This window comes from Parazoarcus sp. PS-13 R2A, assembly GCF_057621855.1.
On the sequence record NZ_JBYEXN010000009.1, the window covers coordinates 114,086 to 129,386 of the forward strand.

The window sequence follows — 15,301 nt, forward strand, 5'->3', positions numbered from 1 at the left end:
GACTTGGGTTTGAACACGCGGATGCGACTGATTCCGCTACTGTTGTGCTGGATGTCCGGCTCTGCCATGGCTGCCGACATGCCGGCGCTGGTGGTGTCGCCGGACCTGATTCGTAACCCGGTTACTGCACGGGGCACGAAATCCGGTGCCGAGACGACGCCGAAAGCGGCTGCAGCGGCAAGCACAGGCGTCGAGGTGCGCGAGGTGAAGCCGCAGGCCGTGCAGCGGGTTGAGCCGGTTGCGCCGACCACTCGCGTGCCGGCAGCGCCGACTGGCGCTGGTGCAAAGGCCGCAAGTGCGCCTGCCGCCACGACTGCGACGAAGGCGGTGCCGACTGCACCCGTGCCGACCCGTCCGCAGCCGGCATCGTCGGGCACGAAGCCGGCGTCCGGGGCAACGGAAATCAGCGCGGTTCGTATCAGCGGCACCCGCGCGGTCGAACTGGTTGCCGATGGTGATGCCGAATTGCAGCGCGGTGAGATGTTGCTGACCGCCGACAAACTGATCTACCGCGAGCCGACCGATGAGGCCGTGGCCGAAGGCAACGTGCGTCTGCGCCAGGGCAGGGACGAGATGTCCGGTCCGTCGGCTTCGATCGTGCTGGGTGAGCGTACCGGCTCCTTCGATGCCCCGCGCTATTCGATCGTTCGAACCCGCGAACCGCTGGAGCCGGGCGACCCGCCGCGAGAGGTCAACGGTGGCGGGCGCGCGAGCGTCCTCTACTTTGAGGGCGAGAACCAGTACCGTGCCGAAAATGCCACCTGGTCCACCTGCAGCGTCGACGACCCGGACTGGTACATCAAGGCCGGGGACATGTCGCTGGACTACGATCGTGAGATGGGTGTCGCACGTGACAGCACCGTCGTGTTTCAGGGGGTACCGCTGTTCTGGATGCCGTGGGCGGAGTTCCCCCTTGCTGGTCAGCGGCAGTCGGGTGTGCTGCCACCGACCATCGGTTACTCGAACACCACCGGTTTCGACCTGGCCGTGCCGTACTACTGGAATATCGCGCCTAACTACGATGCGACGATCACGCCACGCTGGATGAGCCAGCGCGGGCTTCAGCTCGGTGGTGAAGTGCGCTACATGGGTGAAACCTATCGCGGCGACGTGAGTGCCGAATGGTTGTCACGCGACAACAAGACTGGGGAAGAGCGCACGCTCGGCTCGCTCCAGCACCAGCAATGGATTACGCCGGCACTGTATGGCTCGCTCGACCTGAACGGAGTCTCAGATGACGATTACTTCGAAGATCTGAGCTCCAACATCTCGATCGCCTCCAAAGTAAACCTGCTGCGTGAAGGGCGTCTGATCTACACGGGCAGCGAGTGGTGGAGTGCATCTGCACTGGTGCAGAGTTATCAGACCCTGAATCCCGATCCGGATGAAACGGTCACCACGCCGTATCGCAGATTGCCGCAGTTGCAACTCAATGCATCGCGCCCTGATCTCCCAGCGGGACTGAATTTTGCGTGGAACAGCGAGTTCGTCAATTTTTCACACCCGGACGAGGACAACCCCGACGCCACCCGTTTCGTGGCCTATCCACAGCTGTCGCTGCCGATCGAGCGTTCCGGTTACTACATCACGCCGAAGATCGGCGTGCATTACACCAGCTACGACATAGACCGCGATCCGACGGCAACGCTGCGGGATTCGATTACCCGCTCGATTCCCATTTTCTCGATCGATTCGGGAATGACGTTCGAGCGTGAAGCCAATTTCTTTGGCCGCGATGTCATCCAGACGCTGGAGCCGAGGCTGTACTACCTGAAGACGGCCTACCGCTATCAGGACGATATCCCGCTGTTTGACACCAGTACCTATGACTTTGGCTTTGCTCAGATCTTTTCCGAGAACCTCTACTCCGGTAGCGACCGTATTGCCAACGCCAACCAGTTGACAGCAGCGGTAACCTCGCGACTGATCAATCCCGAGACCGGTGCGGAGTGGATGAAGGTTCTGCTTGGTCAGCGCTATTACTTCGAGGATCAGCGCGTCACGAGCAACTACTACGACGAGAGTGGAACGCTGGTTGAGAACGAAACCGCGCGCACCAGCAAACAGGCCGACGTCCTGGCCGGTTTCAGCGGCAGTGTCGCGGCCAATACCACCCTTGAGTCCCTGTGGCAGTACAACCCGCGCGACGACCGTACCGAGCGCTTCAACACCACGCTGCGTTACCAGCCCGGCTTTGCCAAGACCCTGAACCTGAGCTACCGCTATACGAAGGACACCTTGCGTGACCTCGATATCTCCGGCCAGTGGCCACTTGGCGGGCGCTGGTACGGTGTGACCCGCCTCACGCATTCGCTCAAGGAAGATCGTCTGACCGAAGCGATTGGCGGCATTGAGTACGATGGCGGGTGCTGGGTCGTGCGTGTGGCGATGCACCGCTTTGCCACGGATGCCGACGATGTGACCAAGTCGGTCTTCATTCAACTTGAACTCAACGACCTCGCCAGCATCGGCACCAGTCCGGTCAACCTGATCAAACGCAGCGTGCCGGGCTATGGCACGATCAACGAGCCCGGCGGTAACCGTGTCTTCGGCGTCGAATGACCGTTTGCGGCCCATTTCATAGAGAAACCATGAACCGATTCCTGTCCCGTTCCCGTGCCCTGGTGGCAGTTGGCCTGTCTTGTGCTGCACTCGCATTGCCGGCTCATGCCGCTGTCAAGGCAGTCGAGGTCGATCGTATCGTCGCCGTCGTCAACAATGAGGTGATCACCGCCCTGCAACTGCGCGAGCGTGTTGCACAGGCGACGCGCCAGCTTCAGCGTCAGGGCGGTCAGTTGCCGCCTGTTGAGGTGCTCGAGCGCCAGTTGCTTGAGCGACTCATTGTCGAGCGTGCGCAGTTGCAACTTGCTCGCGATACCTCGCTGCGTGTCGACGACGGCATGCTCGAGCGCGCGATCGCCCGCATTGCCGCGAACAACAAGCTGTCGGTGACCGAGTTGCGTGCCGCGCTCGAGCGCGATGGCGTGAGCTGGAGCCGGTTTCGCGATGAGATCCGCACCGAGATCGTGCTGACCCGACTGCGCGAGCGTGAGGTCGACAACAAGGTGGTCGTCACTGATGCGGAAGTGGAGAATTTCCTGACCAACAACCCGGATGCCTTCTCCGGCATCGAGTTCCAGCTCGCGCACATCCTGCTGCGCGCGCCCGAAAGTGCCAGCCCGGAGCAGATCGCCCGGCTGCGCGAGCGTGCGGAGAAGGTGATGGCGCGGCTGCGTTCAGGCGAGGATTTTGCCCGCGTGGCGGCTGAAACCTCGGACGCGTCCGACGGCATCAGCGGTGGCAACATTGGCTGGCGCGAACGCGACCGGTTGCCGGCACTCTATGCGGATGCCGCGCGCGACCTGAAGCCGGGCGAGCTGTCGCCGGTCCTGCGCAGTGCCTCCGGTCTGCATATCGTCAAGCTGGTGGACAAGCGCGGCGGCGCGGCGGCTGGCCCGCAGCAACTTGAACAGACCCGTGCCCGTCATATCCTGATCAAGACTTCCGAGGTGCTCTCCGATACCGAAGCCGAGGCCCGTCTGCTCGCACTTCGTGAGCGCGTGGTCAATGGCGCGGATTTTGGTGAGCTTGCCAAGGCCAACTCTGCCGACCTGTCGGCGGCCAAGGGTGGAGATCTGGGCTGGGTGAATCCGGGCGACACCGTGCCCGAGTTCGAGCGTGCGATGAATGCCCTCAAACCCGGCGACATCAGCGCCCCGGTGCGCTCGCCTTTCGGCTGGCATCTGATTCAGGTGACGGAACGCCGCGTGCAGGACGTGACCGAAGAGCGCAAGCTGAACGCGGCGCGTGCCATCCTGCGTGAGCGCAAGGCCGAGGCCGCATACGAGGACTGGTTGCGTCAGTTGCGTGACAGCACGTACGTCGACTACCGACTGGAACGCGAGTGAACATCGTGACCGACGATTTTCCTGTGCTCGCGATCACCAGTGGCGAGCCGGCAGGCGTCGGTCCGGAGCTTTGTGCCAGCCTGGCCGACCGTGAGTGGCCTGCCCACCTGGTGGTGCTTGGCGATGCCGAGCTGATCGAAGAGCGCCTTGCCCGCATCGGCAGTGCAGTCCAGGTGCGCGCTTACCAGCCCGGACTTGCCCCCGAACCGGGGATGATCGACGTGTTGCATCAGCCGCTTGCCAGCCCTGCGGTGGCTGGCGAGTTGAATGCGGACAATGCGCCCTACGTGCTTGCCCTGCTTGACCGTGCCGTGCAGGGCTGCGTGTCGGGCGAGTTTGCAGGCATGGTGACTGCGCCGGTGCACAAGGGCGTGATTTGCGACGCCGGAGTACCTTTCACCGGCCATACCGAGTATCTCGCGGAAAAGACTTCTACGCCGCTGGTGGTGATGATGCTGGTCGGCGGCGGGATGCGGGTGGCGCTTGCCACGACCCATCTGCCGCTGTCTGCGGTGCCGGCTGCGATTACCCCGGCGCTGCTCGAACGGACGCTGCGTATCGTGCATCGTGACCTGGTGAGCCGCTTCGGCCTCGATACCCCCCGGATTCTGGTGGCCGGCCTCAATCCGCACGCAGGCGAAGGCGGGCACATGGGGCGTGAGGAGATCGAGGTGATTACGCCCGTTCTCGATCGTCTGCGCGCAGAAGGCATGTTGCTGGTCGGCCCGCTGCCGGCCGACACCCTGTTTGTGCCGCACACGCTGGCACAGGGCGATGCGGTACTGGCGATGTATCACGATCAGGGCCTGCCCGTGCTCAAGCACGCCAGTTTCGGCGGAGGCGTCAATGTCACCCTGGGCCTGCCAGTCATCCGGACCTCGGTCGATCATGGCACGGCACTTGATCTGGCCGGCAGCGGTCGCGCCGACCCCGGCAGCCTTTTTGCTGCGGTGGAGCTGGCGATTTCGATGGCGGCCTCAAAACGGAAATCCGCATGAGCAACGATCGCGAAACAGACGGCCATCGCGCACGCAAGCGCTTTGGTCAGAACTTCCTGTCCGACCCCAACATCATCCGTCGCATCATCGATGCCATTCGTCCGCAGCCGGGCGAGACCATGGTCGAGATCGGGCCCGGCCTGGGCGCGATGACTGCGCCCTTGCTCGAGCGTATCGATCATCTGCATGTCGTCGAGATTGACCGCGATCTGATTGCCCGCCTGCGCGAACGCTACTCTCCGGAACGCCTCAGCATCCACGAGGGCGATGCGCTGAAGTTCGATTTCGGCACGCTCGGCGATCCGCTGCGCATCGTCGGCAACCTCCCGTACAACATCTCGACCCCCATCCTGTTTCACCTCGCGGCCTTTGCGGAGCAGGTGCAGGACATGACCTTCATGTTGCAGAAGGAAGTGGTGATGCGGATGGTGGCCGAGCCGGGTACCGAGGACTACGGCCGCCTTTCTGTAATGCTGCAGTACCGGTTCCGCATGGGTCGGATGTTCGATGTGCCGCCAGGTGCGTTTCGTCCGGCACCCAAGGTGATGTCGAGCATCGTGCGCCTTGTGCCGCTGCCGGCTGAGGAGCTGACTGCCAGGGACGAAGCCCTCCTCGGCGCGATTGTGACTGCGGCCTTCGGTCAGCGGCGCAAGACGCTGCGCAACACCCTGCGGGAATTTCTCGATGAGGCAGGCTTCGCTGCGCTGGGGCTCGATCCAGGGCTGCGCGGCGAGCGCCTGTCGGTTGCCGAGTTTGTCGCCATCGCCAACTACTGCAGCGGGGCGGGCAAACTGGCGTGAAAAAAGCCGGGCTCGCCCGGCTTTTTCGTGTGTGCCGTGAAGTTTACTGTTTCTTCATCGGGCAGGTGTTTACACCGAGCAGGGTGTAGGCGGGGCACCAGCCCAGCAGGCCGGTGGCCAGCGGCACGATGCCGATATAGGTCCACGGCGCACCAATGCCCATGATGGCCAGTGCCAGCAACACGATGCCGGCAACGATGCGAAGAATCTTGTCCATGCTGCCCACGTTCGATTTCATGATGTGCTCCAAGGGGAAAGTGACGCCATTGGAGCACGCGGCATGACGCCGGGTCTGTAACCAGGGATACATAGCGGGCGATTTCAGCTGCATGGCGGCGCTTGCCCCGAACCGCGAGTCAGGGGCTGCGGCTGTCGGCGCCGCTGGCAACGCGGCGCAAACCTGCAGGATCGAGGATCTCGATCTGCTCCCGCGACAGTTTGACCAGACCCTGTGCGGAAAAGCCCTTGAGCAGGCGGCTGACGAATTCGCGCACGCTGCCGAGTTCATCTGCGAGGTGTTGATGCGTCGTATGCAGGATACGTCCCTTGCCCAGCAGCAGGGTGGCAAGGCGCTGATCCAGGCGGTGGAAAGCCACTTCCTCGATCAGCTGCATCAGATCGGCAATGCGTTCGGCGAACAGGTTGAAGACAAAGCCGCGAAAAGCCGGGTCGGCCAGGAGTTCATCGAACACCTGCTTCGGCAGCAGCATCAGCAGGGTGTCGGTCTCGGTGATGCCGCGGGCGTTGTAGTCCTCGTTGCCGAGCAGGCAGGACGAGGAAATGATGCAGGTTTCGCCTGGCGTAACGCGATAGAGCGGAAGCTCCCGGCCATTGGGGGCGCACTTGGCGACCCGCACCGAACCTTCGATCACGAAAGGGAAACCTTCGCAGGACTGATGGTCGTCGAAAAGCAGCGTGTCCGCTGGCACTTCCATCCATCGTGCGGCGTCGAGCAGGCGCGAGCGTGCAGCGGGCGACAGTGCGTCGATGACCGGATAGTTCTTCTGCAGGCGCTCGGCACTCGTCATGAGGTGCTCACCCTGCGAGTTCGAGGACGACCGGTGCGTGGTCGGAGGGACGCTCGAGCTTGCGCGGCGCCTTGTCGACGGTGCAACTGCTGCAATCGGCTTGCAACGCGGGCGACACCAGGATGTGATCGATGCGCAGACCGAAATTGCGCCGGAAGGCCATCATTCGATAGTCCCACCATGAAAAGCTGCGCTCGGGCTGCTCGAAGAGCCGGAAGGCGTCGATGAGGCCGAGTGCGGTGAGTGCGCGGAAGGCCGCACGCTCGGGCTCTGAAACGTGAATCTCGTCCTTCCAGTCGGGATGCGCATCGGCCGCTTCGGGAGCGATGTTGAAGTCGCCGGTCAGGACCAGTTTCGGATACTGGCGCATCTCTTCCCCGACCCATTGGGTCAGGGCCGACAGCCAGCGCAGCTTGTATTCGAACTTGTCGGAGCCGACCGCCTGACCGTTCGGAAAGTAGCCGCAGATTACCCTGACACCGTCGATGGTGGCGGCGATGATGCGCTTCTGTTCGTCTTCGAAGCCCGGAATGTTGCGGACGACGGCGTCCATCGGCTTCGGGCTCAGGATCGCGACGCCGTTGTAGGTCTTCTGTCCGATGAATGCTGCGCGATAGCCCGCTGCTTCCAGTTCGGCGACAGGAAAGGCCTTGTCCTCCATCTTCAGTTCCTGCAGGCACAGGGCATCGGGCTTGTTTGCCGCGAGCCAGTCGAGGACGTGAGGCAGGCGGACCTTCAGTGAATTGACGTTCCAGGTGGCGATTTTCATGAAACTCTTATGGCGCCGGGCGACGCGCACGCGCTTGCGTCGGGTCGACCGCTGCGACGGACAGTGGGAACAGCGCCTATTGTGCCATGAGCGCCGGCGCAGGACTTGGGGCGGCACCTTTCTTGCTGACAACTTGCGAAGGTCCGGCTGCACTGTGTGCAGACCGGCTGGATGCACCAGCATGGTGCGGTCGATGGGGCGTATTGCCCCATCCCGTGCTGCAGGCACGGGGAACGGGATGATCCGATGAGTGCGGTCGACATTGATGTGATGTGGGTGGTGTTGTGCGCGGGCCTGGTGTTTCTGATGCAGGCGGGCTTCCTTTGTCTCGAGTCGGGGCTCACCCGCAGTCGCAATGCAATCAACGTCGCGATCAAGAATGTGGTGGACTTTGCGGTTGCGGTGGCGCTTTACTGGGCGTTCGGATTCGCACTGATGTTTGGCTCGTCTGCGGCCGGACTGACCGGCACCGACCACTTCATGCTTTCGGTCGGACATGGCAGCACGAGCGCGCTGGCCGCCTTCTTCCTGTTTCAGGCCATGTTCTGTTCGACTGCTGCGACGATTGTTTCCGGTGCCGTTGCGGAGCGCATGCGCTTTTCAGCCTATCTCGGTGTAGCTGCGATCATTGGCGGGCTGATCTATCCGGTGTTCGGTCACTGGGCCTGGGGCGGTGCGCTTGGTGGCGAACGTGGCTGGCTGGCTGCCATCGGTTTTGTCGATTTCGCGGGTTCAACCGTCGTTCATGGCGTCGGAGGCTGGGTGGCGCTGGCTGGCGTACTGATCATCGGCGCGCGCAGTGGGCGCTTTGATGCGGAGGACAGGGAGCAGCCCATCTCGGGTGGCAATCTGCCGCTGGCGATGCTCGGTGTCATGCTCCTGCTGTTCGGCTGGCTGGGGTTCAACGGCGGCAGCACGCTGGCGCTCGACGGACGGGTGCCGGGCATTCTGGTCAATACCGTGCTGGCAGCGGTGGCGGGCGTGCTCGCAGGTCTGGCCCTGGGCTGGCGTCAGCGCGGCTACGCCGACGTGGTGCATACCCTGAATGGCGGCATTGCAGGTCTGGTCGCGGTGACGGCGGGGGCGCATGTGCTCGATTCCGGCGCCGCACTGATCGTCGGCGCAGGCGGTGCGCTGGCGATGGTGTCCTGCCATGAGTTGCTGCTGCGATATCGCGTCGACGACGCCGTCGGCGCCATCCCGGCGCATCTTGCGGCAGGCATATGGGGCACGCTCGCGGTTGCGCTGTTTGCCGACCCGCTGGCACTGGGTACCGGCCTCGGGCGCGGGGAGCAGTTTCTGGTGCAGCTGCTCGGGGTGGTTACGTGCGGCGTGTGGTCTTTCGGGCTGGCCTGGGTGCTGCTGCGCGGACTGGATCGCCTCATTCCCCTGCGTGTCTCTGCGGAGGAGGAGGTGCTCGGTCTCAATGTGTCCGAGCATGGCGCGCGCACCGAGCTGCTGGAGTTGCTGCAGGCGATGGAGGTGCAGGAAAAGACCGGCGAACTGTCGGTACGGGTTCCGGTGGAGCCGTTTACCGAAGTCGGGCAGATTGCCTCCGCATACAACCGCATGATGGAGGCACTGGAGCGCGCGGTGGGGCAGACCCGCGCCATCATCCGCGATGTGCGCGACGGCATTGTCACCTTTGGCCAGGACGGGCTCCTGCGCAGCCTGAATCCGGGCGCGGAGAAACTGCTTGAGGTGCAGGGCGCAGACGCCGTCGGCATGCCGCTGGCCAATCTGTTGGGCGACCCGCCGCTGCGGCCGGCACGTCAGGTCGAACGGCTGATGGGACTGCAGGACAAGATGGAGCTTCGACTGCACCGGCAGGGGAAGGCGCCCCGTGTGCTCGAGATCTCGGTCAGTGAGGGCCACGCACAGGGTGAGACGGTCTATACCGGACTGATGCGGGATGTGACCGAACGCCGCCAGATCGCCGACCAGTTGCAGCACGAGCGTGACCTCGCGCAGGTGACGCTGGCGTCGATCGGCGATGGCGTGATCACGACCGACGAGACCGGCGCGGTGCAGTACCTCAACCCGATGGCCGAGCGCCTCACCGGGTGGACGCTGGAGGAGGCCAAGGGGCGCAACATCGCGAACATCTATTGTCTTGAAGAGGAGCTCACCGGGCGTGCGCTGGAGAATCCGGTCCGCACCGTGCTCGCGCACGGCCGCGAGATGCGGGCGCCCGATCATGGCCTGCTCGTGCGCAGGGACGGGGAGCGCATTCCGGTGCAGGACTCCGCCGCCCCGATTCGCAGCCGCCTGGGTTACCTGATCGGCGTGGTGCTCGTATGTCAGGACGTCACGGTAACCCTGAACCTGACGCGCGAACTGACCCGGCAGGCCAGTCAGGATGCGCTGACCGGCATCCCCAACCGGCGCGAATTCGAACGCCGGCTTGCCGACCTCCTGACGCCTGGCGTACCTGCCGGGACAACGCACATCCTGTGTTATCTCGATCTCGACCAGTTCAAGGTCGTCAACGACACCTGCGGGCACGTGGCCGGTGACGAACTGCTGCGTCAGGTATGTACGCTGATGCGCGAACGCATGCGCGCAGCAGATCTGCTCGCGCGCCTGGGCGGGGATGAGTTCGGCGTGATCTTCTTCAACTGCCCGGTGGAGAAGGCCATTCCCATGGCAGAGGGTTTCCGCGAGGCGATCCGTGCCTACCGCTTTGCGTGGGAGGGAAAATCGTTCTCGATCGGGGTCAGCATCGGGCTGGTGCCGGTGACGGAGAACGAGCGTGAGATGGGCCGCATCCTCTCGGCTGCGGATACCGCCTGTTATGCGGCGAAGGAGGGCGGGCGCAACCGGGTGCACGTCTACCGCCCGGACGACGACCAGTTGATGGAGCGCCACGGCCAGATGCAATGGGTCGCAAGGTTGCACGGCGCGCTCGACGAGGACCGGCTGCGACTGTTCGTGCAGCCGATCGTGCCGCTTTCGGGGGGCCACTCCATCCACTACGAGGTGCTGGTGCGACTGGAGGAGGACGGGCGTCTGATCAGCCCGGGGAGCTTCATTCCGGCGGCAGAACGCTACAACCTGATGCCGCGCATCGACGAGTGGGTGTTCCGCAACGTACTGGCATGGGTGAGCGACACCTATCGCAAGGAGGGCCGGGTCGAGGGCACCTGGTGCATCAACCTGTCGGGAAACTCCCTGAGTGACGAGCGTCTGCTGGAGGACATCTGTGCCGGCCTGGTGCGGGCAGCGCTGCCGCAGGGCTCGATCTGCATCGAGATCACCGAGAGCTCGGCGGTGGCCAACCTGTCGCGGGTGGTGAGCTTCATGGGCGAGCTGAGAAAGCTGGGGTGTGCGTTTGCGCTCGACGACTTCGGCAGCGGCCTGTCCTCGTTTGCCTACCTGAAGACGCTGCCGGTCGATTATCTGAAGATCGACGGCTCCTTCGTGCGCGATATTGCAACCGACCCGACGAATCGTGCCATGGTGCAGGCCATCAACACCATCGGTCATACCATGGGCCTGGTCACGATTGCAGAGTTCGTGGAAAACGAGTCGGTGCTGGAGGTCTTGCGCGAAGTTGGCGTCGATTATGGGCAGGGCTTCCATCTTGGCGTACCCAAGCCCCTGTCCGAGATGGGGCGGGTGCGGATGATGCCGCGCTGAGCCGCGTCCGACTGAGGACTATTGCGCGTTATTTGTGCGATCCGCATGCCGCCAGCCGGAACATGCGGTGATAATGACGCCCTTTCGCGCGAATGCGCGAAGCTTTCCGGGTTAAAGAGGACGTTATGGGCAAGGCAGTTGTGGCAGCAGGTGCGATCGGTGCGGCAGCACTGGCGCTGGTCGGCGGGAGTTACGCGATCGGTGGCAACATCGAAACCGGTTTCAGGGACAGCATGACGGCGATGAGCAGTCCCGCGGTGCAGATCCGGGTGCTCGACTACAAGCGCGGCATCTTTGGTGCCAAAGCGCACACGCTGTGGACCTTGAACGATGGCGACGAGCCGATCGACTTTCGCGTAACGCACCACATCGACCATGGTCCCTTTCCCGCCGGACGCGCAGCGCAGGTTCGTTCGGAGGTGGTGCTTCCCTCTGACCTGAAGGAAGGATTCGACGCCGCGCTGCAGGGTCGATCCCCGCTTGAAGTGCTGACGCTGGTCGGCTGGGGGGGCGAAATGCAGCACCGTATCTCGTCGCCCGACTACCGTGGCAAGGCGGGCGAGGCGATGGACTTGGTCTGGGGCGGCATCAATGGCGAGATCAGGATCAGTGCCGACCGCCAGCAGGCGAAGGGTCGCATCGACCTGCCCTTGCTCGACGTTCGCGATCCGGATGGCAACGTACTGGTTGTCGAGAATCTTGCCTTGACGCTCGATTCCGCCCGGCCACAACAGTACCGGTTCTGGACCGGTCCCTCGGCGCTGAGCGTCGGTCGCGCGAGCTTCAGCGCGCGCGGCGGTGAGGCAAGCTTCAATCTTGACGGACTGAAGATGGAGTCCCAGGCCGCGCTGGATGGCGAAGTGGTCAACATGAGTGTCGATTTCGGCGTGAAGCAGATGGTCGGCGGCGGTGAGACCGTGGACGACCTCAGTTTCGTGCTCGCCCTCGAGCGCATCGACGCCGGCGCCCTCGACGCCATCACCCGCAGTGTCGAGCAGACCGCCGGCGAAGCGGCCGATATTGAAGCCCAGCAGGCAGAACTGATGGGTGCGGTAATGCAGCAGCTGCCTGTGATGCTGAAGCGCTCGCCCGCGATTGAGCTCAAGCGCGTGGGCGCGAGCCTGAACGAAGGCCGCGCCGAGATGGGCGCCCGGATCGACTACGTCGGTACCGAGGGTGAGGCTGGCATGAACCCCTTCAGCGATCTCGTTGCCAGCCTGCGCGTAAGCATCCCCAAGGCTTTGCTCGTGCGCCTGATCGAAGTGAGCGAGCGTCAGAGCATTGTCGGCTATGTGACCGAAATGGAGATCGATGCGTCCGACGCTGAGATCGATCAGGCTGTCAGTGCTGCGGTGAATGAACGCATTGCCGGGATCACGGGTAACGGTGTCGTGCTGGAGACGGACGGCTTGCTGACGACCGACATGCGCTACAAGGACGGTGCGCTGATGGTCAATGGCGCGCCACTCGATCCCGAGGCGCTCAGAGCCCTTGGGCTGCCGTTCTGACCCGTATCGATCGTCCGCGCGGGATGGTGCACGGGCGGCGTGTGCGCGGCCCGCGCGTTGTGCGACAGGCTGCGCCGGCGTCTGCTCAGGGCGCCTTGGGGTAGCCCACGTCGTTCAGCAGCCGGTTCCAGGCGCCCGGTTCAAACCCCTTGAATTGCGCGCTTCCCACACTCAGTGACGGTACCTGTTCGGGTACGCCGAAGCGTTCCCGATAGGCTGCCAGATCGGCCTGATTTGCGAGCGGATACTCGGTGTACGGAATGCCGCGCGAGCCAAGCAGGCTGCGCGCGGAGTCGCACAAATCGCCGCAGTTACTCGCCGTGTACAGCGTGACAGGGAAATCCGCCGTGAGCTTGCGCAAGGTGTAGGACAAGGTCGGGTCGGGTGGTGGCGCTGCAAAGCGCCGGGCTTCGAGCTCCTGGATCTCGGGCGGTGGAGGCCGGTCGGAATAATGCACCTGCCCTTGCGCGTCCACCCACCTGTAAGTGGTCTGCGCCGGCACCGCGGCCGACAGGCCCAGGGCAAGCAGGGGGACGAGCAGGGCAGGTCTGATCATGCGATTACCATTCCGTTGTGTCGCAACAGTGCATCGACCCGTGGCTCGCGGCCACGGAAGGCCTTGAACGACTCCAGGGCGGGACGGCTGCCACCGACTGCGAGGATTTCACGCCAGAAACGCGCTCCGGTTTCGGGGTCGAGCAAGCTGCCCTTGCCCGCGCCGGCCTCTTCAAATGCCTCGAACGCATCGGCAGACAGCACTTCGGCCCACTTGTAACTGTAGTAGCCCGCTGCGTAACCGCCAGCAAAGATATGCGAGAAGCTGTGCGGAAAGCGATGCCATGCTGGCGGAATCAGTACCGCGACCTCGTTGCGGACCTCGGTCAGCAGTGCCATCACCCGTTCGATGGCCACCGTGGCCTGGTCGCCTTCGCCACTCGGCTGGAGCTCGCTGTGCAGGCGCAGGTCGAACATCGAGAATTCGAGCTGGCGGACGGTCTGCATGCCACTCTGGAAATTCTTGGCGGCGATCATCTTGTCGTAGAGTGCGCGCGGCAAGGGCTCGCCCGTATCGACGTGCCCCGTCATGCCGCTCAACACATCCCATTCCCAGCAGAAGTTCTCCATGAACTGGCTCGGCAGCTCGACCGCATCCCACTCGACACCGTTGATGCCCGACACTGCCAGCTCGTCCACCCGCGTCAGCAGGTGATGCAGGCCGTGACCGACTTCGTGGAACAGGGTCAGGACGTCGTCGTGGGTGAAGGTTGCCGGCTTGCCGTCGACCGGTCCGGAGAAGTTGCACACCAGATAGGCGACGGGGGTCGTGGTGCCATGTCGCCCCAGGTGCCGGCTGCGGGCCGAATCCATCCATGCGCCGCCACGCTTGGTTTCGCGTGCGTGCAGGTCGAGGTAGAAGTGACCGACCAGTTCGCCCGCCTTCTCGATGCGGAAGAAGTGCGCGTCCGGATCCCACAGCGGGGCCTGGTCGGGGAGAATATCGACGCCGTACAGGGTGCGAATCACGCCGAACAGGCCGTCCAGAACCCGAGGCTCGGGGAAGTACTGCTTCACTTCGCGGTCGGAGTAGTCGTAGCGTGCCTGGCGCAGCTTCTCCGAGGCGTAGCCCACATCCCAGGGCTGCAGGTCGGCGATGTCGAGTTCGCGGCTGGCGAAGGCGCGGAGTTCCTCAAGGTCGCGCTCGGCGAACGGCTTGGCCTTGGCGGCGAGCTCGTGCAGAAAACCGAGTGCCTGCTGCGGAGTGTCGGCCATTTTCGGCACCAGCGACACTTCGGCAAAGTTGCGATAGCCCAGCATGCGCGCCTCTTCGTCGCGCAGCGCGAGAATGCGGCCGATCAGGGGGCCGTTGTCCCATTCGGGCTTGCCCAGCTCCGAGGCGCGGGTGGCATAGGCGCGATACATGCGCTCGCGCATGGCGCGATCATCGGCGTACTGCAGCACCGGCAGGTAGGACGGCATGTGCAGGGTGAACTTCCAGCCCGGCTTGCCTTCCTTCTCGGCAGCGGCGCGCGCGGCGGAGATTGCATCAGCCGGGATGCCGGAGAGCTTCGCTTCGTCTTCCACCCATTCCGCGTGTGCGTTGGTGGCGTCGAGCAGGTTCTCGGAGAACTTGGCGCCGAGCTGCGACATGGCTTCCTGGATAGCCTGGAAGCGCGGCTTGTCCGCGTCCGGCAGCTCTGCACCCGACAGGCGGAAATCGCGCAGTTCGTGGTCGAGGATGCGTTGCCGGGTGGGCGACAGCGTGGCGTATTCGGGGCTTTCGCTCAGGGCCTTGTACTTTTCGAACAGGGCGAGGTTCTGGCCAACCTCGGCATAGAAGCGTGACACTTCGGGCAGCAAAGCGTTATAGGTCTCGCGCCATTCGGGCACGTCCATCACGCTGTGGAGGTGGCCGACCACGCCCCAGGCCCGGCCCAGGCGCTCGCCCGCCTCATTCATTGGCACGACGAAATCATCCCAGGTCGGGGTATCCGTGGCGTGGGTCAGGGTTTCGATCAGGCTGCGATATTCGCCCAGCAGTTGCTGGATGGCCGGTGCGACATGCGCGGGGCGGATGTCGTTGAAACGGGGCAGGCCGGAAAAGTCCAGCAATGGGTTGGCGGTACTCGGGGTAAGCGTTTCGTGCATGATGT

11 protein-coding genes are annotated in these 15,301 nt (G+C 63.8%); 6 read left to right on the top strand and 5 right to left on the bottom strand.

Translation table 11 applies throughout. From position 1 onward, the window contains the following. The first annotated feature begins 21 nt into the window (after positions 1–21). Genes AC22G6_RS10460 through rsmA form a run of 4 tightly spaced genes read left to right on the top strand, consistent with a single transcriptional unit; the run spans position 22 to position 5,706 of the window. Entirely contained in the window at positions 22–2,562 is a 2,541-nt protein-coding gene (locus tag AC22G6_RS10460; RefSeq protein WP_487366738.1) for an LPS-assembly protein LptD, read from the top strand. Between the two features lie 29 nt (positions 2,563–2,591). Then, the gene (locus AC22G6_RS10465) at positions 2,592–3,908 is read left to right on the top strand and encodes a peptidylprolyl isomerase (RefSeq protein ID WP_487366739.1); all 1,317 of its coding nucleotides are present in this window, start codon (positions 2,592–2,594) and stop codon (positions 3,906–3,908) included. After that, positions 3,905–4,906, top strand: a complete 1,002-nt coding sequence (gene pdxA / locus AC22G6_RS10470) for a 4-hydroxythreonine-4-phosphate dehydrogenase PdxA (protein WP_487366740.1) — start codon at positions 3,905–3,907, stop codon at positions 4,904–4,906. The genes AC22G6_RS10465 and pdxA overlap by 4 nt, the downstream gene beginning before the upstream one ends. Further along, the gene (gene rsmA / locus AC22G6_RS10475) at positions 4,903–5,706 is read left to right on the top strand and encodes a 16S rRNA (adenine(1518)-N(6)/adenine(1519)-N(6))-dimethyltransferase RsmA (protein WP_487366741.1); all 804 of its coding nucleotides are present in this window, start codon (positions 4,903–4,905) and stop codon (positions 5,704–5,706) included. The genes pdxA and rsmA overlap by 4 nt, the downstream gene beginning before the upstream one ends. A gap of 43 nt (positions 5,707–5,749) precedes the next feature. On the opposite strand, the gene AC22G6_RS10480 is transcribed toward rsmA, so the two are convergent. The 3 genes from AC22G6_RS10480 to xth all read right to left on the bottom strand — a co-directional run bounded on the left by AC22G6_RS10480 (position 5,750) and on the right by xth (position 7,503). Then, the gene (locus AC22G6_RS10480) at positions 5,750–5,944 is read right to left on the bottom strand and encodes a YgaP family membrane protein (RefSeq protein ID WP_108951005.1); all 195 of its coding nucleotides are present in this window, start codon (positions 5,942–5,944) and stop codon (positions 5,750–5,752) included. A gap of 118 nt (positions 5,945–6,062) precedes the next feature. Next, entirely contained in the window at positions 6,063–6,734 is a 672-nt protein-coding gene (locus AC22G6_RS10485; protein ID WP_487366742.1) for a Crp/Fnr family transcriptional regulator, read from the bottom strand. A gap of 7 nt (positions 6,735–6,741) precedes the next feature. After that, positions 6,742–7,503, bottom strand: coding sequence for an exodeoxyribonuclease III (xth, locus tag AC22G6_RS10490; RefSeq protein WP_487366743.1), 762 nt, complete (start codon positions 7,501–7,503; stop codon positions 6,742–6,744). A 246-nt stretch (positions 7,504–7,749) separates the two neighbouring features. Here xth and amt point away from each other — a divergent pair, with 246 nt between their 5' ends. Further along, the gene (gene amt, locus AC22G6_RS10495) at positions 7,750–11,142 is read left to right on the top strand and encodes an ammonium transporter (RefSeq protein ID WP_487366744.1); all 3,393 of its coding nucleotides are present in this window, start codon (positions 7,750–7,752) and stop codon (positions 11,140–11,142) included. A 125-nt stretch (positions 11,143–11,267) separates the two neighbouring features. Further along, on the top strand, positions 11,268–12,650 hold the full coding sequence (locus AC22G6_RS10500) for a YdgA family protein (protein WP_487366745.1): 1,383 nt from the start codon (positions 11,268–11,270) through the stop codon (positions 12,648–12,650). 85 nt (positions 12,651–12,735) lie between these two features. Here AC22G6_RS10500 and AC22G6_RS10505 read toward each other — a convergent pair whose 3' ends face one another. Together AC22G6_RS10505 and AC22G6_RS10510 are read right to left on the bottom strand one after the other, a co-directional pair. Then, positions 12,736–13,206 carry a DUF4124 domain-containing protein gene (locus AC22G6_RS10505; protein WP_487366746.1) on the bottom strand — a complete coding sequence of 157 codons (471 nt, stop codon included), beginning with the start codon at positions 13,204–13,206 and terminating at the stop codon, positions 12,736–12,738. Then, positions 13,203–15,296 carry a M3 family metallopeptidase gene (locus AC22G6_RS10510; RefSeq protein WP_487366747.1) on the bottom strand — a complete coding sequence of 698 codons (2,094 nt, stop codon included), beginning with the start codon at positions 15,294–15,296 and terminating at the stop codon, positions 13,203–13,205. Before AC22G6_RS10510 ends, AC22G6_RS10505 begins: the two co-directional genes overlap by 4 nt. Positions 15,297–15,301: the final 5 nt, after the last annotated feature.

Bases quoted from the DNA above. Each gene is read 5' to 3' on its own strand.
- AC22G6_RS10460 (WP_487366738.1), top strand. From the start codon at position 22: ATGCGACTGATTCCGCTACTGTTGTGCTGGATGTCCGGCTCTGCCATG.
- AC22G6_RS10465 (WP_487366739.1), top strand. From the start codon at position 2,592: ATGAACCGATTCCTGTCCCGTTCCCGTGCCCTGGTGGCAGTTGGCCTG.
- rsmA (WP_487366741.1), top strand. From the start codon at position 4,903: ATGAGCAACGATCGCGAAACAGACGGCCATCGCGCACGCAAGCGCTTT.
- AC22G6_RS10480 (WP_108951005.1), bottom strand. From the start codon at position 5,944: ATGAAATCGAACGTGGGCAGCATGGACAAGATTCTTCGCATCGTTGCC.
- AC22G6_RS10485 (WP_487366742.1), bottom strand. From the start codon at position 6,734: ATGACGAGTGCCGAGCGCCTGCAGAAGAACTATCCGGTCATCGACGCA.
- xth (WP_487366743.1), bottom strand. From the start codon at position 7,503: ATGAAAATCGCCACCTGGAACGTCAATTCACTGAAGGTCCGCCTGCCT.
- amt (WP_487366744.1), top strand. From the start codon at position 7,750: ATGAGTGCGGTCGACATTGATGTGATGTGGGTGGTGTTGTGCGCGGGC.
- AC22G6_RS10500 (WP_487366745.1), top strand. From the start codon at position 11,268: ATGGGCAAGGCAGTTGTGGCAGCAGGTGCGATCGGTGCGGCAGCACTG.
- AC22G6_RS10505 (WP_487366746.1), bottom strand. From the start codon at position 13,206: ATGATCAGACCTGCCCTGCTCGTCCCCCTGCTTGCCCTGGGCCTGTCG.
- AC22G6_RS10510 (WP_487366747.1), bottom strand. From the start codon at position 15,296: ATGCACGAAACGCTTACCCCGAGTACCGCCAACCCATTGCTGGACTTT.